Genomic DNA, 20061 nt, shown 5'->3' on the forward strand with positions numbered 1-20061 from the left:
TTATTCTTCCTTATGTTGTGACAACTTTTTTCATAGAATGGCCCTTAAATGTTCTTGTATGTACAAATTCGCCAAGTTTATGTCCAATCATATTGTCGGAAACAAAAATAGGAATATGCTTTTTCCCGTTATGAACAGCGAATGTTAATCCGATCATATCCGGTACAATCATTGATCTTCTTGACCATGTTTTTATAATTTTCTTGTCATCTGTTTCCTTAGCTTTTTTGACTTTGTTTAACAAATGATCGTCGACAAACGGACCTTTTTTTAATGATCTAGACATAAATTATTTCTCCCAACTCCTTATTTTCTTCTTGTAATAATATATTTATCTGTTATTTTTTTCTTGTTCCTGGTCTTAAATCCTCTTGTGGGTTTGCCCTGTGGTGTCAAGGGGCCCGGATGTCCTACCGGACATTTACCTTCGCCTCCGCCGTGAGGATGGTCATTTGGGTTCATAGCCGAACCTCTGACATGAGGTTTTATGCCTCTGTGCCTTGATTTTCCGGCTTTACCCAAACGAATATTGCGATGTTCAATATTCGACAACTGACCGATTGTGGCTTTACAGTCGATCCTTATCTGTCTTAATTCTCCGGAAGCCAGACGGATTACCGCATAGTCTCCTTCTTTGGCCATCAACTGAGCGCTTGAACCGGCGCTTCTTACCAGTTGTCCACCTCTACCTGGATTTATTTCTATATTATGTATTACGGTACCTACAGGTATATCGGCTAATTTCAAACAATTACCAATTTTAATTTCTACATCAACAGATCCTGATTGTAAAACATCTCCAACTTTTAATCCGGTTGGTGCCAGAATATATCTTTTTTCACCATCAAAATAATTTAACAGGGCAATACGCGATGTTCTGTTCGGATCATATTCTACAGAAGCTACTTTGGCTTTAACACCATCTTTATCTCTTTTAAAATCTACAGCCCTGTAAAATTGTCTATTACCTCCGCCTTTATGTCTTACAGTAATCTGACCATAATTATTACGTCCGCCATTTTTCTTTAAGGCTTTTATTAATGATTTTTCAGGCTTGGATGTAGTAATTTCCGAAAAATCGGAAGTAATCATATTCCTTGTTCCGTTGCCCATTGGTTTTATATTTTTGATTGCCATGTTTTATCCTTTACGCCAATTTCTCAAAATTTTCGATTTTGCTGCCTTCTTTTAAAGTAACTACGGCTTTTTTCCATTTTCTGGTTGTACCGGTAAATCTGCCCAATCTTTTCTTTCTGGGCTTAATATTAATTGTATTCACAGCTACAACTTCAACATTAAAAATATCGGAAATAGCTTTTCTGATTTCAATTTTATTGAGATCTGAACTTACACGAAAAACATATTTATTTTCAGTTCCCAACAGAGAACTTTTTTCGGTAATAACCGGTTTTATAACAAATTGTTTATCCATTTTTCGAATATATCTCCTCTAATTGTTTAATAGAACTTTCCTCGAACATGATCTGGTTGGCATTTAAAATGTCAAAAGGATTTAATCCGAATACACTTTGCACTTTAACATTCTTCAAATTGCCCAGCCATGTTTCTCTGGCCTTTTTCTCTTTGGATACATAAAGAATTTTCTGATCGGCAATATCTAAATCGGTAAGTATACCGTTAAAATCCTTAACTTTGCTAAGTTCCTTGCCAATTGCTTCTTCATGTTTCAAAATTATTGTATTGTTAACTTTATCGCTTAAAACTCCGAAAAGAACTTTTCTTTGAACTTTTTTATTAACTTTAAGCTCTCTTTTAATATTCTGCGGCCCGAAGGTAACTCCGCCGCCAACCCATAAAGGTGATCTGATACTACCAGACCTGGCACGTCCTGTACCTTTTTGTTTCCATGGCTTTCTACCTCCGCCGGCTACTTCTGTACGAGTTTTTACCTTGGCAGTTTTTTCGCGCTTATTATGCAGATAACACATAAGCACAAAATGGACCAGTTCCTTTTCCACTTCAATTTTAAAAATTTTTTCACTGACTTTTACTTCGTCAATTTTTTTATCTTTTAAGTTATAAGTTTTTACTTTTGTCATCATTTATTCCTTAATTGTAAACTTTCACTGTTCCGCCAACCGCTCCCGGTACTGCGCCTTTTACAAGTATTAATTTTTTTTCGGGCATCACTTTATAAATTTTCAAATTTTTAACTGTAACCAAACAATTACCGTAATGTCCTGCAGTTTTTTGACCTTTCCAGACTTTAGCCTGACCGGTTCCCGCACCGCTGGTGCCTTTACGACGATGATGTTTTGAACCATGGCTGATTGGGCCAATGGTAAAATTATATCTTTTTACTGTTCCGGTAAAGCCACGACCTTTAATAATTCCGGAAACATTAACTTTTTCATTGTCCTTAAAAATATCTACTTTCAATTCTTCTCCTGCATTATATGTATCTATATTTTTAAGTCTGATCTCGTGTATTTTTTTAAAAAACTTGCCGGCAGCTTTAAATTGACCAGCCGCAGGTTTGGTCAACTTTTCTTCCTTCACTTCTCTGGAACCAACTTTTAAAGCCTGATAACCATTCTTGTCAGCTGTTTTCTTGCTGACGATAAAATTATCGCATGCTTCCAGTACAGTCACGACAACAACTTGACCTTTGTCATCGAACATCTGTGTCATGCCAATTTTTTTTGTAATTAATCCTTTATTTAATTCTTTCATCTTTGATTATCCTATCAATAGTTGTAATGTCTATCCCAGTTTAATTTCTATGTCGACTCCAGCTGGTAAATCCAATTGCATCAGGGCATCGATTGTTGATGCGGGAGGATTGATAATATCAATTAAACGTTTATGAGTACGGATTTCGAAATGCTCTCCGCCTCTTTTGTTAACATGTGGTGATTTCAATACACACCATACACTGCGATCGGTAGGCAGCGGCACAGGACCAATGACTTTTGCCCCTGATCTCTGTGCCGTACCAACTATCTTTTCACTTGATTGGTCTAAAACTCTGTAATCAAATGCTTTCAGTTTAATCCTGACTTTCTGCGCGACTTTTGTTTTTTGAGTTCCAGTAATTGCTTTTTTCTTTGTTGTTACCATTTTTTTCTCTTACTTTAGGCTATAATTGATGTAACTACTCCTGCTCCTACAGTTCTGCCACCTTCACGGATAGCAAATCTTAATCCTTCTTCGATAGCAATAGGAGTAATGAGCTCGACCACCATGTTGACGTTATCTCCAGGCATTACCATTTCTACGTTTTGCGGCAGTTGAATAGTACCTGTTACATCAGTTGTTCTCATATAAAACTGCGGTCTGTATCCATTAAAAAATGGAGTATGTCGTCCGCCTTCTTCTTTTTTCAACACATAAACTTCAGCGTTAAACTTGGTATGTGGATTAATACTTCCCTTACGTGCTATAACCTGTCCTCTGAAAAGTTCATTTTTTTCTATACCTCTCAGAAGTAAACCGACGTTATCACCGGCCATACCTTCGTCCAAAGTTTTTCTGAACATTTCCACACCGGTTACAACTACAGTTTTTGCCTTTTCCATCATACCTACAATTTCAACTTCTTCACCAACTTTTACTTTGCCTCTTTCAATACGGCCCGTACCTACAGTACCACGACCTGTTATTGAAAATACGTCTTCAACAGGCATCAAAAATGGCTTTTCAACATCGCGTTTAGGTGTCGGTATATATTCATCAACAGCTTTAAGCAGTTGAAAAATTGCTTTTACATTAGGATCATCTGGTTTTGTCGCATTTTCCAGAGCCTTTAAAGCAGAACCTCTGATAATAGGTATCTCATCTCCGGGGAATTTATATTTGGTCAATAATTCTCTTACTTCCATTTCAACCAAATCAATCAGTTCCGGATCATCTACCATATCGACTTTATTTAAGAAAACAATAATATAAGGTACATTAACCTGGTGTGCTAAAAGAATATGCTCCCTGGTTTGAGGCATCGGACCATCAGCAGCGGATACTACAAGAATAGCTCCGTCCATCTGCGCAGCTCCGGTAATCATATTCTTTACATAGTCTGCGTGTCCCGGACAGTCAACGTGGGCATAATGTCTGGCATCAGTTTCATATTCCACGTGAGCGGTATTGATTGTAATACCTCTTTCTTTTTCTTCAGGTGCGCTGTCGATCTGATCATAATCAATTTTCTTCGCTTTACCTACTGTTGCCAATACTGCGGTAATTGCAGATGTCAGCGTGGTCTTTCCATGATCTACGTGACCAATTGTTCCAACGTTTACGTGCGGTTTTTTTCTCTCAAATTTTTCTCTAGCCATTTTATCCTCCTTTTAATAAATAAAGCTTATTTAGCCCCTTTAACTTTCGCAATAATGGCTTCTGCCTGACTCTTCGGTACTTCTTCATAGTATGCAGGTTGCATAGTGTAGTCCCCTCTACCTTGAGTCTTACTTCTTAAATCCGTTGAGTATCCAAACATTTCTGCAAGTGGTACCTTGCAGCGAACTTTCTGATTTTTACCTATAGGTTCCATACCGTCAATTTTTCCTCTGCGTGAATTTAAGTCTCCGATTACATCTCCCATGTTACCTTCGGGACATACTACTTCTACGTCCATAATCGGTTCCAGTATAACCGGATTGGCTTTTAAAGCACCTTCCTTCAAGGCCATTGAACCGGCTATTTTAAAGGCCATTTCCGAAGAGTCAACTTCATGAAATGAACCGTCATACAATGTTGCCTTAACATCCACCAATGGATATCCGGCAAGCACACCATTTACCAATGCTTCCTTAATTCCTTTTTCAACGGCAGGTATATATTCCCTGGGAATTACACCGCCCTTAATTGCATTTTCAAATTCAAAACCTTTATTTCTCTCCAGTGGCTCAATTCTAATATAAACATGACCATATTGTCCACGGCCGCCAGATTGTCTGATAAATTTTCCTTCCTGTTCTACAGTGCCACGAATTGTTTCTTTATAAGCAACTTGTGGTTTACCTACATTTGCTTCTACTTTAAATTCTCTTAATAAACGATCGACAATAATTTCCAGATGTAATTCTCCCATACCTTCAATTATGGTCTGATTAGTTTCATGATCAATACGCACCTTGAATGTCGGATCTTCTTCAGCCAGTCTTTGCAAGGCTAAAGATAATTTTTCCTGGTCTGCTTTGGTTTTTGGTTCAATGGCAACAGAAATAACCGGATCAGGAAAATCCATAGACTCCAGCAATATCTGTGAAGATTCATCACATAATGTATCTCCTGTTGTTGTTACCTTAAGACCAACAGCTGCACAAATTTCTCCCGTTCCTACATCAGCAATTTCTTCTCTTGTATTGGCGTGCATCAGCAGTAAGCGGCCGATACGTTCTTTGGTATTTTTTGTACTGTTTAATATATAAGAACCTGCTTTTAATATCCCGGAATAAACCCTGAAGTAAGTTAATTTACCTACATAAGGATCTGTTGCTATCTTAAAAGCCAGCGCTGCAAACTTTTCTTTATCATCAACTTTTCTGGTAATCTCATCTCCTGTTTTGGGGTCAATACCTTTAGTTTCAGGCAAATCAATCGGTGCCGGCAAATAAGCGAGCACACAATCCAGCAATGTCTGGATACCTTTATTTTTGAATGCTGATCCGCATGTACAGGGAACTATTTTACAATCTATTGTACCTTTACGAATTCCTGAAACAATTTCTTCTTTTGTAAGAGCTTCTCCATGATAATACTTTTCCATTAACTTATCATCAAACTCCGCGGATATTTCAACCGCTTCATCATAGTATTTCTTTGCGCTTTCCTTTAAATCATCAGGTATTTCTATTTCATCAAATTTAACACCAAGATCATCTCCATGCCATTTGTATGCTTTCTGAGCAATAATATCAACTATTCCAACGAACTGATCTTCTCGTCCGATAGGTATTTGTAATACAACCGGTTTTGCGCCCAATTTATCTTTAACTTCCTGCACAACCTTATAAAAATCCGCTCCCACTCTGTCCATTTTATTTACAAAAACTATTCTGGGAACATGATACTTTGTTGCTTGTCTCCATACAGTTTCTGATTGAGGTTGAACACAACCTACACCGCAAAAAACAGCAACCATACCGTCTAAAACTCTAAGAGAGCGCTCAACTTCAACGGTGAAGTCAACGTGACCGGGTGTATCAATTATATTTATACGCGTTGTATTCCAGAAACAAGTAGTTGCAGCGGAGGTTATTGTAATCCCGCGTTCCTGCTCCTGAGGCATCCAGTCCATAATCGCTGTTCCTTCATGAACTTCGCCGATTTTATAACTTCTGCCCGTATAATAAAGAATACGCTCTGTAAGGGTAGTTTTACCCGCGTCAATATGTGCGGCGATACCTATGTTTCTGATTTTATTAAGGGGTACTTTTCTTTCCACTTTCTGTCTCCTACCATCTAAAATGTGCGAATGCTTTGTTTGCTTCTGCCATCTTGTGCATTTCGTCTTTTTTCTTTATTGATGAACCTGTATTTTCTGAAGCTTCTATCAATTCTCTGGCAAGTTTTTCTATCATAGATTTACCGGCTCTGGCCCTGGAATACTGAACCAGCCAGCGCATGCCCAGAGAGGTACTTCTTTTCTTGCGAACTTCAACCGGCACCTGATAAGTAGCTCCACCGACCCTGCGGCCTTTAACTTCCATAACAGGGCTGGCGTTTTTTAAAGCATCGCTAAATACCTTAAAAGGATCCTCACCCTTTTTCATTTCAGCGATTTTATCCAGAGCGCTATAAAAAATAGTTTCAGCTGTAGACTTTTTCCCGTCCATCATTAATTTACCGATAAATTGACTTACAAGCACACTGTTATACTTAACGTCTAATCCGATTTTTCTTTCAATACTTTGTCTGCGTCGTGACATGTTATTTTATACCCTCACTTTTTTTCTTGTTTGGCGCCATATTTCGAACGGCTCTGTTTTCTATTACCTACACCGGTAGTATCCAGTGAACCGCGGACAATATGGTAACGAACGCCGGGTAAATCTTTTACTCTGCCACCTCTAACTAAAACTACCGAGTGTTCCTGAAGATTGTGGCCTTCTCCTGGAATATATGCTGTTACCTCAAACCCGTTTGTTAAGCGGACTCTCGCAACCTTTCTTAAAGCCGAATTCGGTTTTTTCGGCGTAGTTGTATAAACTCGAACACAAACTCCTCGTCTTTGAGGACAATTATTAAGAGCCGGAACATTGTTTTTTGTCTTCTTGTTTTTTCTACCTTTTCGTACTAATTGATTAATAGTTGGCATCCTTTATTCTCCTCGTTTTTTTGACAACGTCTGGTATTCTATTATACTCACCATGCCTTGTCAACCAAAAAATTTATGCTTTTAAGCCTCTAATTCCATGGGTTCTTTTTTAGTCAAAACAACCTGTGGAATTAGCTCAATAGGTTTGTTGGTATAATACCCTGTTCCAGCAGGAATAAGTTTACCAATAATAACGTTTTCTTTAAGTCCGTACATCTCATCAATCTTTCCTTTTATAGCTGCTTCAGTCAGTACTTTCGCAGTTTCCTGGAATGATGCGGCGGATATAAATGATTCAGTATTCAAAGATGCTTTGGTAATACCTAACAGTACTCGCTCGCCTATTGATGGTGCTTTACCTGCTTTTATCAAGTTCTCATTCTCCTTTTGGAACTCAACAACATCGATAAGTTCTCCGGGTAATAATTTGGAATCACCCATATCGATTATTTTAACTTTTCTGGTCATTTGCCTTAAGATAATTTCTACATGTTTATCGTTAATGGTAACACCCTGTCCGCGATAAACTTTTTGAACTTCTTCCAGTAAAAATTCCTGTACGGCCTGAACACCCAGAATAGAAAGAATATCGTGCGGAGAAATTATTCCTTCAGTAAGCATAGACCCTTTCAATACTTTGTCCCCAGTGTGAACTACAATACGAGTATCAGCAGGGACTTTGTACTCCTGTTTATCATCATCATTGTATACTGCGACTACTCTTACGCCTTCTTTTGTAACAATTTCCACCGAACCGTCAATTTCTGCGAGGGTTGCTTTATTTTTAGATATTCGGGATTCAAAAAGCGCTTCAACTTTCGGCAAACCTGCAACAATATCTCTGGCTTTACCGCCCTGGTTAAATCTTTTTTCTTTCCTGATAATCTGATTTTCTTTAATGGTATCGCCGGAATTGACAAAAAGAAGAGCACCCTCTGAACAATGATAGGTGTTTGCCTGCATTATTGTAATAAGTTCGGAGGCAACACTGGCTATTATACCTGCTACTTTTGATTCCTTTTTGTTTGTCAAATTATCGCCGATTTTAACAATCTGGCCTTCTTTAACTTTTACCTTTTCTTCTGCCCCGATGGACACTTTCTCCAGCTTTTTCTTGTTAACCAGAATAATATCGCCTTCATTTTTCACAACATAGTTCACAATATGCTTGCCGACTTTGTTGGGCATAAGTTTTACATCACCGGTCAGCCTCAGTTCGCCGGATACTGATGAAACTAGATAATCAACTGTGGAGTCATGACCAAAGAGCACGGTCCCTTTTTCTACTTTTTGACCTTTCTTCACTCGTAACTCAGACCCTTGAGAGATCATGTATTTCTTCTGATCTCCTTCTTTTGACTTCACTGTGATTTCACCGTCACGAACAACAACTTCTACCACATTACCATATTCGTTATGTACTTCATGAACTATCAAATTTTTACTGATAGAAACCGTACCGGCCATATCTGCCTTTATTTCTACCTTTATAGATCTAGATAAGTCTACACCTCCGGTATGGAAGGTTCTCATGGTCAGCTGGGTACCAGGTTCACCGATTGATTGGGCGGCAATAATACCTACAGCTTCGCCAGTATCGATAATATGATCGCTGCTTAAATCTCTGCCATAACACTTCTGGCACAGACCTCGTTTCGCTTCACAGGTAATTACTGAGCGCACCTGCATTTCTTCTTTGCCTTCTTTAATAATCCCATTAGCCATTTCTTCGGTTATTGTCTGGTCCACATCCACAATCACATTACCTTTAGCATCAGTAATTTTCTCCAGACTTACGCGACCAGTTAATCTTTCTTTTAAAGAAATTACCTCGTCGTAGCCTTCTTTGATGGCTGTAACACGAACACCATTACTGGTTTTACAATCGTCTTCAGTGATCATTATGTCCTGCGCGATATCAACCAGTCTTCTGGTCAGATAACCAGAGTCCGCAGTTCTTAATGCCGTGTCGACCAAACCTTTTCTTGCTCCATATGTAGAAATAAAATATTCTGTGGAATTCAATCCTTCACGGAAGTTAGTAATAATAGGAATGTCTACAGTATTACCGGAAGCATCTGCCATCAGACCGCGCATACCTGCAAGCTGTTTAACCTGGTCGATGCTGCCTCTGGCACCTGAACTTGCCATCATGAAGACGTTATTCAATTCACTGAAATTACCCTTCATGGCCTCGGTTACTTTTTCACCGGTAGCACGCCATACTTCCAGTTCTCTTAAACGCTTTTCATCGTTGGCAATAATTCCTTTTTCAAAAAGAGTTTCAATCTGATCGATTTCATCATAGGCTTTTTCGATAATATCTTTTTTGGTAGGTGGAACTGTTAAATCCTCGATGGATATGGAAATACCGGCTTTGGTTGCGTACTTGAAGCCGATATCTTTCATTTCATCAGCCAGAATAGCTGTCATTTCGTTCCCGAACCTGAAAAACCAGTCCAGCATCAAAGCAGAAAGCTGCTTTTTACCTAACGGTTCATTAATAAATTTTTGTTCAGGCAGTCCCTGTTTGGAAATTGCATCACCAATTGCCATATTTAATATAACACGGCCGACACTGGTTGCAATAATTTCAGCATTGTGCCTGACTTTTATTTTGTCATGGATTTGAATTTGATTGGTTTCGTAAGCACGCATAACTTCATCAAAATCAGTGAACATTCTTTTAGGATTCTCTTTAAGAGTGCTATCCATAACTGTCAAATAATAAATACCTAAAACCATATCCTGACTCGGTGTAATTACCGGTCTGCCGTTAGCAGGTGCCAGTATATTATTATTAGCCAGCATCAGCAGTCTTGCTTCTGCTTGTGCTTCCAGAGATAAAGGAATATGTATCGCCATCTGGTCGCCGTCAAAGTCAGCGTTAAAAGCAGAACAAACAAGCGGATGAAGCTGAATAGCTTTACCTTCAACCAGTACAGGCTCAAATGCCTGTATACCTAATCTGTGCAAAGTAGGTGCACGGTTAAGCATTACAGGATGCCCGTCAATAATTTCTTCCAGAACATCCCAAACTTCTATATCACTTCTTTCAATTTTTCTTTTGGCACTTTTAACATTTTGCACAAAACCTTTTTCTACCAGTTTTCTGATAACAAAAGGTTTAAATAATTCCAGTGCCATGGTTTTAGGAACACCGCATTGATGTAATTTCAAATGCGGACCGACGACGATTACCGAACGACCGGAATAATCGACTCGTTTACCTAATAAATTCTGACGGAAACGGCCCTGCTTGCCTTGAATGATATCGCTTAATGATTTTAACGGTCGGCCATTACTTCCGGTAACCACCCTGCCTCTTCTTCCATTATTAAGAAGTACGTCAACTGCTTCCTGCAACATGCGCATTTCATTTTTAACAATCATGTTCGGAGCACCGATATCAAGTAATCTTTTTAAACGATTATTACGGTTAATAACACGACGGTAAAGATCATTAAGATCAGAAGTTGCAAACCTTCCGCCTTCCAACTGCACCATAGGTCTTAAGTCTGGGGGCATGACCGGAATTACGTCCATTATCATCCAGTCCGGTCTGTTACCTGAATCCAGAAATGAATCTACTACCCTATAACGTTTGGTAAGTTTTAACTTTTTTTGCGCAGACGCAGTTTTAATTTCTTCTTTTAGCTGCTCCAGCAGTTCCTGCAAATTAATTTTTTTCAATAAAGTTTTTATAGCTCTGGCACCGATGTCAGCTTTAAACTTTTCACCATATTTTTCTTTGAGTTCCAGATATTTCTGCTCACTCAGTCTCTGCTTTTCTTCAAGTATAGCTTCCAGTTCAGTTGATACTTCGGTAATAATATAGCTATCATAATAAATAACTTCTTCCAGACCTTTTACTGTCATATCCAGTAAAACTCCCATGTAGGAAGGTACGCCTTTTAAATACCAGATGTGAGAAACAGGCGCAGCCAGTTCAATATGGCCCATACGTTCACGACGTACTTTGGAATGAGTTACTTCCACACCGCATCTTTCACATACAATTCCTCTATATCTGACCCGGCGATATTTACCGCAAGCGCATTCCCAATCCTTGACCGGCCCGAAAATTCTTTCACAGAAAAGTCCGTTTCTCTCAGGTCTGAAGGTTCTGTAGTTAATGGTTTCAGGCTTGGTCACTTCACCGTGAGACCATGCCCTTACGCGCTCAGGAGATGTTAAGGTAATCTTGATTTTCTTAAATTCGTCATAGCTTTTTGATAACATATCTTATGATCTCCTTTTACCTTTATAATTTATCAATTTCTTCATTATCTTCATTCAATAATCTAAGGTCTAAAGAAATACTGCGTAACTCTCTGACCAGAACTTTGAACGATTCAGGCACACCGGTCTTGGCGATCGGTTTACCTTTGATAATGGATTCGTAAGCTTTGGCACGTCCTGTAACATCGTCAGATTTTATGGTCAGCATTTCCTGTAGTGTATGTGATGCTCCGTATGCTTCCAGTGCCCAAACTTCCATTTCGCCGAAACGCTGTCCGCCGAACTGGGCTTTACCACCAAGTGGTTGCTGAGTAACTAATGAGTAAGGTCCTGTTGAACGAGCATGTATTTTGTCGTCAACAAGGTGAATCAGTTTTAACATAAACATACAGCCGCAAAAAACAGGTCTGTCGAAATATTCGCCTGTACGACCATCTCTCAACTGTACTTTCCCGTTTTCTGTAAGCCATTCAAATCCTTTAACTTTTTTAGCTTTTTGTATTTCGGTAGATATAACATTTAAAGAACTTTCTTCTCCTAGAACTTCATCAAATGGATTGATTAAATAATATTTGTTCAACGCTTTGGCCGCACCACCTAAAAGTGTTTCATAGATCTGACCTACGTTCATACGACTCGGTACGCCCAGTGGGTTCAACACCATATCTATGGGAGAACCGTCAGGTAACATCGGCATGTCTTCCGGCGGTAATATTTTGGATATAACACCTTTATTTCCGTGACGACCTGCGATTTTGTCACCGATGGAAACTTTTCTTAAATGCGCCACATATACTCGAACTACTTTTATTACACCCGGCGGCAGGTTATCATTATTTTCCTTGGAAAAAACTTTAACCTTTACTACTTTACCGTATTCTCCGGGAGAAACACGTAATGATGTATCTTTCATATCTCTGGCTTTGTCACCGAAAATAGCGCGAAGCAATTTTTCTTCAGCAGGAGGTTCGGATTCTCCTTTTGGAGTAACTTTACCGACCAGAATATCTCCGGGTTTGACTTCAGCACCCACCCGAACGACACCGTCCTCATCCAGGTTCGCCAGCAATTCTTCGGAAACGTTGGCTACTTCTCTGGTTATTTCTTCATCTCCAAGCTTTGTAGTCCGGACATCAACTTCAAATTTTGTTATATGCACAGTAGAAAAAACATCTTCCTTAACCAGTTTGTCGCTGATTAAAATCGAGTCTTCAAAGTTTAAACCTTCCCAGGGCACAAAAGCAACAACGATATTTCTACCCAGCGCCAGTTCGCCATCTTTGGTAGAAGCGCCGTCAGCCAGAATGTCACCGGCATCCACCTTGTCGCCAACATTTACTATCGGCTGCTGGTTTACCCAGGTGTTCTGATTGCTCTTCTGATATTTAATCATGTTATATCTTCTGACTTTACCTTTTTTGTTCTTAACAATAACATGATTGGCATCTACCGCTGTTACTTCTCCGGCTTCTTCCGCCAGCACCATGGAACCTGCATATCTGGCAATATCAAACTCCAGACCTGTCCCGACAAAAGGCCTTTCCGGCAGCAATAATGGAGTAGCCTGTCTCTGCATGTTGGCTCCCATCAAGGCACGGTTGGCATCGTCGTGTTCCAGAAATGGTATAAGTCCGGTAGATATACCGAACATTTGTCTGGGAGATACACCCACGTATTCTACTTCATCAGCTTTGGCGTACTGGAATTCTTTTCTAAAACGTACCGGCACTTTACCTTCTGAAATAATGCCTTCCTTTGTTTTGATATCAAAAGGAGCTATTTTATGATAGTCTTCCAAATCAGCTGTAAAATAAGTAACTTCACTGGTGATTTTCTTGTTCTTTACCTTTATATATGGTGTCTCGATAAAACCAAATTTGTTGATCCTGGCAAAAATTGCCAGAGGGCCAATAAGACCTGCATTCTGGCCTTCGGGAGTTTCTACTACGCAAATCCTGCCGTAATGTGACGGATGAATATCGCGCACTTCAAAACCCGCTCTTTCTTTGGTTAAACCTCCAGGCCCAAGGGCTGACAATCTGCGTCTGTGATTAAGTTCAGCCAGCGGATTGGTCTGGTCCATAAACTGCGACAATTGGCTGGTACCAAAAAATTCGCGCATCACAGCCATTAACGGTCTGATGTTAATAAGTTTCTGTGGTACGATTTCTTCCGGTTCGCTTACAGTCATCTGCTCATTTACAAGCCTTTCCAGTCTGGCCAGGCCCACTCTGAGCTGTTTTTGCATGAGCTCTCCGGCGCATCTGACACGACGATTGCCCAAATGGTCAATATCATCAGTCAAACCTTCACCGGAAATAAGTTTTAAAATTTCATTTACTATGGCAAATATATCTTTTTCGGTTAAAACCGTTACATCATCCTTTACAGTAAGATGCAGACGATTGTTCAGCTTGTATCTGCCCACTTTTCCCAAATCATATGATTTGTTATCGAAAAATAAACCCTTCACCAGATTGTTAGCTGCTTCCTGATTGAAAGGATCTCCGGGTTTTAAACGATAGTAAACCTCTTTTAAAGCCTGGTCCTTATCTTTGATGCCGCTTTTTTCAATAGTATTTTTGATAAATTTGTTATCTTTTATTGCTGCGATCATAGTTTTTTCATCGATACCGATTGCTCCTAAAAATACATTCAGAGGTAATTTCCTTACTTTGTTCACATGTACATAAAGTACGTTGCTTTTGTCTGTTTCAATTTCTAACCATGCTCCACGGTTAGGAATTACAGTTGCGTGATAGGTAATAATACCTTGTTTATCATTTTTTTCTTTGAAGTAAACACCTGGCGAACGTACGAATTGGCTTACGACAACTCTTTCCGCGCCATTTATTAAAAATGTACCTTTTTCCGTCATCACGGGAATATTCCCCATGTAAACGTCCTGTTCCTTAACTTCCCCTGTTTCTTTATCTAACAGTCTTACTTTTACTTTTAAGGGAGCTGAAAATGTAAGTTCTCTGTCCCTGCATTCTTCTAACGAATAATCCGGTTCTCCCAATTCATAATCATCCAAAAATTCCAGTTCCAGTCTGTTGCCGAAACCTTTGATAGGAGATATTGCTTTTAATTCTTCTTTGATTCCTATTTTGACGAACTCGTCAAATGACTTTCTCTGAATGTCTATTAAATTCGATATAGAGACTTTATCGCTTATTTTATCCTTATGTAAGGATTCTCTTGGAGCAACTTTAGTAGCCACTAAAAAATCACCTCAATTTTTTTGGGGGGGATTAGTGCAATCCCCCCTCTTATATATTTTTATTTTACTGTAACTTTTGCGCCTTCGGCTTCGAGTTTCTTCTTGATTTCTTCTGCTTCTTCTTTTTTCAACTTTTCTTTTACGGTTTTGGGTGCGCCGTCAACCAGGTCTTTAGCTTCTTTTAAACCTAAACCTGTAATTTCTCTTACAACTTTCAGTACCTGGATCTTTTTATCCCCTGCTGAATTGAGAATGACGCTTACCTCATCATTTGCAGCTTCGGCAGCCGGTGCGGCACCTGCAGCAGCTGGCGCTGCGGCCATTGCCATAGGAGCGGCGGCAGTAACTCCAAATTTTTCTTCTAAAGCTTTCACTAGTTCCGCGAGTTCCAAAACAGTCATTTTCTCGATAGTTTCAATGACTTTTTCACCTTCTTTGCTCACTTTCACTTCTGTCATTTCATTCACCTCCTTTTTATATTACGCTTTTTCTTTGGCTTCTTTTACGGCATTGACCGCGTAAACAAATTTACGCAGATTGCCCTGCAGCACATTAACAAAACCTGTAATCGGACTGTTCATCAACATCAACAATTTAGCTATTAATACTTCTTTGGACGGCAGTGTTGATAATGTTTTTACAGATGCCGTATCCAAAAATTTATTCTGAATAAGCGCGCCTTTCATTTTGGCGGCATCATTCTGTTTAATAAAATCCATTAAAATCTTGGCCGGTTTTACCGGGTCAACAGTACTGAAAATTAAGGCGGTACTTCCTGTCAGTATTTTCTTTACCTCTTCTCCTGCTTCCTGTCTGGCTTCATGCAAAGCCCTTAAGGAGAAAGTATTTTTATAAATTTTCAGTTCGGATGAATTCTCCTTGAGTAATGCCCGCAGACCGGTCATCTGCTCAACATTCAAACCCTGATATTCCAGAAAATAGATGTAATTGTTATTCTTGATTTTGTCTTTTAGCTCATCGACAACTTGTACTTTAGATTCCTTAACCACTTTTATCCTCCTCCGATCTGACTATTCCCTTTTCACTGCAAAGAGGACAAATAGTTAGGGACGACTATTTACCTCGGCAGGATTATTAAGCCCGTCAGGCCCCTGCTGTCTTGGGCAGTTCTGTCTGGTTAGTTCATGTTCATTGAGTCCACTTCCACACCTGGACTCATTGTATGCGCCAAATAAACACCCTTTATATAAACACCTTTGGCTGATGACGGCTTGGCCTTTAATATAGCGTCATACACAGCCAAAATATTGTCTTTTAATCTTTCTTTCTTAAAACTTTTTTTGCCGATAGACATATGTACGATACCTTGTTTGTCCGCTCTGTATTCAACTTTACCTTTACGAAATTCTTCAACAGCTTTTTTAACATCCAGAGTAATTGTACCGGTTTTGGGAGAAGGCATAAGTCCTTTTTTACCCAACACCTTACCAAGTACACCCACGAGCTTCATCATGTCCGGTGTTGTAACCAGCACATCAAATTCCACCCAGCCACCTTTGATCTTTTCAATCAAATCTTCACTGCCTACGTAATCGGCTCCGGCCTTTTCAGCCTCTGCCAGTTTCTCACCCTTGGCAATGACAGCTACTTTCGTAGATTTTCCAACACCATGAGGCAATATCAAAGTGCCTCTTACCTGCTGATCACTGTGTTTCACATTGATCCCCAGCCTTACGGTAAGTTCGGTCGATTCATCAAATTTGGCCGCAGGCATCTTGTCCAGTACCTCAAGAGCATCACTTAACGTATACTTCTTGTGAGGTTCAACCAATTCTACTTTGCTTTTATATGCTTTAGATCTCTTTCTCATTCCATTTCCTCCACTTGCTAGCTGATTTCTATACCCATACTTCTGGCTGAACCCATAACCGTCCTCATTGCAGAGTCCACAGACCTGGTATTTAAATCTTTTAATTTAATTTGAGCAATTTCCTTCACCTGCGCCATGGTGACCGTACCAACTTTATTTTTATTTGGCTCTCCTGAACCCTTGGCGACTTTGGCAAACTTTTTCAACATGTCTGAAACCGGGGGGGTTTTTAAAATAAAATCAAAACTGCGATCTTCATAAACAGTAATAATTACTGGAATTATCTGATCGCCCATGGTCTTGGTCTTGTCATTATAGGCTTTGCAGAATTCCATAATATTTACACCCTGCTGTCCCAAGGCAGGACCTACGGGTGGTGCGGGATTTGCCTTGCCAGCCGGCAATTGCAATTTAATATAACCTTTAACCTTTTTTGCCACTTTAATTACCTCCGGAACTTATTTTGATGCTTTTTCAACTTGGTCAAAATCTATCTCCACCGGTGTTTCACGGCCGAAGATAAGAAGCATTGATTTTAACTTTCCTTTTTCAGCATTAATTTCTTTAACCGGACCTGTATAACCTCTGAACGGACCGGCAATAATTTTTACCATATCTCCAACTTCAAAATCTATCTGATACTTCTGAACTTTTACGCCTACCTGTCTTAAAACTTTCAGCATTTCATCATCTTTAACAGGTATCGGAGTTTTCTGGTTGCCCATAAACTTGGACAAACCGGGAATTCTTTTCATGATATACCATAATTCATCATCAAATATCATGCGCACAAATATATAGCCCGGATACATTTTCTTGGCGGATTCAACTTTTTTATTATTCTTTACTTCGATAATATCTTCTTCGGGTATTAAAATTTCAAATATTTTGTCCTGCAATTTGAAAGCGCTCATTCTTTGTTCCAAACTGCGCCTAACTTTATATTCCTGGCCGGAATAAGTTTGAATTATATACCATTCGCCTTTACCTCGATTTTTGTCTTCTTCTGTGGTTTCTTCATCTGCTTCTACAGTTTCTTCTTCGGGCTGATCTTCGGCTGCTGCCTCAACATTCTCCTGAACTTCCAAGTCCTGTGTAACAGTGGCCTGTTCTTCCTGGCTTTTATCTGTTTCGGTCTGCTGAGCCAATTCTTCTTGAACAACAGCTTTTTTTTCAGATTTTTTTGCCATTATATTCTTATCCTTTCTAAATTCTTCACCAGATATGATAACCCGGCATCTACCACAAATACATAAAGCGAAACAATACAAAGTATTATAAAAATCACAATTACCAGAGTCATTACTTTCCTCTGATTAGGCCAACTAACTTTGGTTAGTTCCTGCCTTGTTTCGCTAAAATATTCTTTTATCTTCATTAATCGTTATTCCGTTTATCAACGCCCATCCTGCTTCAGGCTCAAATCGAGCAAGGCTGGCAGGCCTGGCCGGACTCGAACCGACAACATGCGGTTTTGGAGACCGCCGCTCTACCAGTTGGAGCTACAGGCCTATTTTTCTTCCTTATGCAAAGTATGTTTTTTGCACCATTTACAATACTTCTTAAGCTCCAATTTTTCAGTTGTATTTTTTTTGTTTTTATTACTGGAATAATTCTTCCGGTCACAATCCTGACATACCATGGTTACAAGAACTCTCAAGATAATACTCCTCTACTCTTTGATAAAAAAGTCAACAGTTGAAGAATCTAACATATTTACTATAGCGTGTCAATTCTTAATTTGGGCCAAAAAGTAAAATTAATTTTAGAAACTCACTGGGGTCATTATAATAGGATTTTCAGATATAGGCCACCATTATATTTATAAGTTAAAAAATCTATTATTGTCTAAATTTTAAATTTACGTTAAGATTTCAGCAAATGAAATTGACGATTGAAAATCTTCCTGTTCATGAATTAAAACCCCTTTGTGATTTCAAGTGCCTGGAATTCGGAAAAAATTTTTCAGACTATATGCTGGTTATGACTTATTCGCTTGATAAAGGCTGGCATGAGGCCAAAATAACTCCATTCGCTGATCTTAGCTTTTCTCCGGCCACACTTGTTTTCCATTACGCTCAGGAGATTTTTGAAGGGTTGAAAGCCTACTACAGAGAAGATAAAAAAATCGGACTGTTCAGGCCTCAAGAAAATTTTATCAGAATGAATAACAGTGCCCGACGCATGTGTATGCCCGAACTGGATATCGATTTTGTTATGGACTCCTTACTGGAACTGCTGAGGATGGACCAACGCTGGGTACCACCTATGGCCGGTGCCAGTCTTTATATCAGGCCGACTATGATCGGCATTGACCCCATCATCGGGCTCAGGCCGTCGGACAGCTATCTGTTTTACATCATTTTAAGTCCGGTAGCGGCTTATTACAAATCTTCAGGTGAAGGGCAAAAAATCTTGGTAGAAGACAAATTTGTACGCGCAGTACCAGGTGGAGTGGGCGACGCTAAAACCGGAGCCAATTATGCAGCTTCATTGCTGGCAGGAGAAGAAGCGAAAAAAAGAGGATTTACACAGGTAGTCTGGCTGGATGGAGTACACCGCAAATATGTGGAAGAAGTAGGCACCAGTAATATTTTCTTTGTCTACGGCGACAAAATACTTACCCCGGCCCTTAACGGCAGCATTTTACCCGGTATCACCAGAAAAAGCGTAATCGAACTGCTGCAACACTGGAAAATGGATGTTGAAGAAACAGCACTGGATATTAATCAAATTGTTAAGGATATCAAAGACGGCAAAGTGACCGAATGCTTCAGCACAGGTACGGCTGTTGTAGTGAGTCCGATAAACAGCCTGCATTATAAAAACAAAGATCATGATATCAAAGGCCGGCAAACAGGGCCTGTTACACAAAAAATCTATGATGAACTAACTGGTATTCAATACGGTCGCAAAAAAGATCCCTTCGGCTGGACAGTAATTATCTAATCAGACCTGATTGTCTATCTCTCTGATAATCGGAATTATATAGCCTTCTCTGGTTGTAGGTTTATTATGATGATTAAGAACAGTATTTACAATTTCGGGGTCTTCTTCAAAAGTCATCAGCAGTCTGGCCCCTGTTTCACCATGATGCAGAAGGGTCCACAATACTCTTCTGAACCTCAGTTTGGAATTCTCCCGGGCCAGATTGCCAAGCAGTTTGCCATTTCCAAATTTTTCCAACAGTACATAAAGTATTCTATGAAATAACGCTATTTTCATCCAGGCTTTACCCGCGTCATGCATCAAAGCTGCACGAATAAGTTTGTTCTTATCAATCTCCTGGGCTACGTGATTGCGGTTCAAACACTTATGGGCCAGTAACAAACTGTGTTTCTGGTCAACAACCTGCATACGATAAAAAATGATTTGTTCCTGCTTGGTAAGATATTGCCTGATAAACTCTACATCGGAATAAGTAAGTTTACTTCTTACAGCCTGCCGGAATTGCTTGAACCTGTACCAGGACTGCTTAAATGTCAT

General features: G+C 39.4%; 21 protein-coding genes, 1 tRNA gene and 1 other annotated feature. Of the genes, 1 reads left to right on the forward strand and 21 read right to left on the reverse strand.

The annotated features are described in order from the left end of the window. Positions 1–10 precede the first annotated feature (10 nt). From rpsS to rpmG, 20 genes are all read right to left on the reverse strand, one after another. On the reverse strand, positions 11–286 hold the full coding sequence (gene rpsS / locus PHV30_01165) for a 30S ribosomal protein S19 (protein ID MDD5455622.1): 276 nt from the start codon (positions 284–286) through the stop codon (positions 11–13). A gap of 20 nt (positions 287–306) precedes the next feature. Beyond that, positions 307–1137, reverse strand: coding sequence for a 50S ribosomal protein L2 (gene rplB / locus PHV30_01170; protein MDD5455623.1), 831 nt, complete (start codon positions 1135–1137; stop codon positions 307–309). 10 nt (positions 1138–1147) lie between these two features. Beyond that, positions 1148–1432 (reverse strand): 50S ribosomal protein L23, encoded by a 285-nt coding sequence (rplW, locus tag PHV30_01175; GenBank protein MDD5455624.1) that lies wholly within the window; start codon positions 1430–1432, stop codon positions 1148–1150. After that, complete coding sequence (gene rplD, locus PHV30_01180; GenBank protein MDD5455625.1) at positions 1425–2063, reverse strand: 50S ribosomal protein L4; 639 nt, start codon at positions 2061–2063, stop codon at positions 1425–1427. The genes rplW and rplD overlap by 8 nt, the downstream gene beginning before the upstream one ends. A 7-nt stretch (positions 2064–2070) precedes the next feature. Beyond that, the gene (rplC, locus tag PHV30_01185; GenBank protein ID MDD5455626.1) at positions 2071–2694 is read right to left on the reverse strand and encodes a 50S ribosomal protein L3; all 624 of its coding nucleotides are present in this window, start codon (positions 2692–2694) and stop codon (positions 2071–2073) included. Between the two features lie 30 nt (positions 2695–2724). After that, a complete protein-coding gene (rpsJ, locus tag PHV30_01190; protein MDD5455627.1) occupies positions 2725–3081 on the reverse strand; it encodes a 30S ribosomal protein S10 in 357 nt (118 codons plus the stop codon). A gap of 14 nt (positions 3082–3095) precedes the next feature. Continuing rightward, positions 3096–4295, reverse strand: a complete 1200-nt coding sequence (gene tuf / locus PHV30_01195) for an elongation factor Tu (GenBank protein ID MDD5455628.1) — start codon at positions 4293–4295, stop codon at positions 3096–3098. 26 nt (positions 4296–4321) lie between these two features. Beyond that, positions 4322–6406, reverse strand: a complete 2085-nt coding sequence (gene fusA / locus PHV30_01200; GenBank protein MDD5455629.1) for an elongation factor G — start codon at positions 6404–6406, stop codon at positions 4322–4324. Positions 6407–6416: 10 nt separating this feature from the next. Continuing rightward, entirely contained in the window at positions 6417–6890 is a 474-nt protein-coding gene (rpsG, locus tag PHV30_01205) for a 30S ribosomal protein S7 (GenBank protein MDD5455630.1), read from the reverse strand. Positions 6891–6904: 14 nt separating this feature from the next. Further along, positions 6905–7279 carry a 30S ribosomal protein S12 gene (rpsL, locus tag PHV30_01210; protein ID MDD5455631.1) on the reverse strand — a complete coding sequence of 125 codons (375 nt, stop codon included), beginning with the start codon at positions 7277–7279 and terminating at the stop codon, positions 6905–6907. 81 nt (positions 7280–7360) lie between these two features. Further along, positions 7361–11521: a DNA-directed RNA polymerase subunit beta' gene (rpoC, locus tag PHV30_01215; protein ID MDD5455632.1), complete on the reverse strand. Its 4161-nt coding sequence runs from the start codon at positions 11519–11521 to the stop codon at positions 7361–7363. Positions 11522–11543: 22 nt separating this feature from the next. Next, a complete protein-coding gene (rpoB, locus tag PHV30_01220; GenBank protein ID MDD5455633.1) occupies positions 11544–14744 on the reverse strand; it encodes a DNA-directed RNA polymerase subunit beta in 3201 nt (1066 codons plus the stop codon). Between the two features lie 59 nt (positions 14745–14803). Beyond that, entirely contained in the window at positions 14804–15202 is a 399-nt protein-coding gene (gene rplL / locus PHV30_01225; protein ID MDD5455634.1) for a 50S ribosomal protein L7/L12, read from the reverse strand. 21 nt (positions 15203–15223) lie between these two features. Next, positions 15224–15754, reverse strand: a complete 531-nt coding sequence (gene rplJ / locus PHV30_01230; GenBank protein MDD5455635.1) for a 50S ribosomal protein L10 — start codon at positions 15752–15754, stop codon at positions 15224–15226. 38 nt (positions 15755–15792) lie between these two features. Next, positions 15793–15887, reverse strand: a sequence feature (ribosomal protein L10 leader region). Next, positions 15883–16575, reverse strand: a complete 693-nt coding sequence (gene rplA, locus PHV30_01235; GenBank protein MDD5455636.1) for a 50S ribosomal protein L1 — start codon at positions 16573–16575, stop codon at positions 15883–15885. It overlaps the preceding feature by 5 nt. Positions 16576–16592: 17 nt before the next feature. Continuing rightward, the gene (gene rplK, locus PHV30_01240) at positions 16593–17015 is read right to left on the reverse strand and encodes a 50S ribosomal protein L11 (protein ID MDD5455637.1); all 423 of its coding nucleotides are present in this window, start codon (positions 17013–17015) and stop codon (positions 16593–16595) included. Positions 17016–17033: 18 nt separating this feature from the next. Beyond that, a complete protein-coding gene (gene nusG / locus PHV30_01245) occupies positions 17034–17765 on the reverse strand; it encodes a transcription termination/antitermination protein NusG (protein MDD5455638.1) in 732 nt (243 codons plus the stop codon). Then, positions 17765–17953: a preprotein translocase subunit SecE gene (gene secE / locus PHV30_01250; GenBank protein MDD5455639.1), complete on the reverse strand. Its 189-nt coding sequence runs from the start codon at positions 17951–17953 to the stop codon at positions 17765–17767. The genes nusG and secE overlap by 1 nt, the downstream gene beginning before the upstream one ends. Before the next feature lie 57 nt (positions 17954–18010). Continuing rightward, a tRNA-Trp gene (locus tag PHV30_01255) sits at positions 18011–18087 on the reverse strand. Further along, complete coding sequence (gene rpmG, locus PHV30_01260) at positions 18086–18235, reverse strand: 50S ribosomal protein L33 (protein ID MDD5455640.1); 150 nt, start codon at positions 18233–18235, stop codon at positions 18086–18088. The genes PHV30_01255 and rpmG overlap by 2 nt, the downstream gene beginning before the upstream one ends. A gap of 221 nt (positions 18236–18456) precedes the next feature. Here rpmG and PHV30_01265 point away from each other — a divergent pair, with 221 nt between their 5' ends. Next, positions 18457–19524 (forward strand): branched-chain amino acid aminotransferase, encoded by a 1068-nt coding sequence (locus tag PHV30_01265; GenBank protein MDD5455641.1) that lies wholly within the window; start codon positions 18457–18459, stop codon positions 19522–19524. On the opposite strand, the gene PHV30_01270 is transcribed toward PHV30_01265, so the two are convergent. Then, complete coding sequence (locus PHV30_01270) at positions 19525–20061, reverse strand: HDIG domain-containing protein (protein MDD5455642.1); 537 nt, start codon at positions 20059–20061, stop codon at positions 19525–19527.

The organism is Candidatus Margulisiibacteriota bacterium (assembly GCA_028715625.1).
Taxonomy (GTDB): Bacteria; Margulisbacteria; Riflemargulisbacteria; order GWF2-35-9; family GWF2-35-9; genus JAQURL01.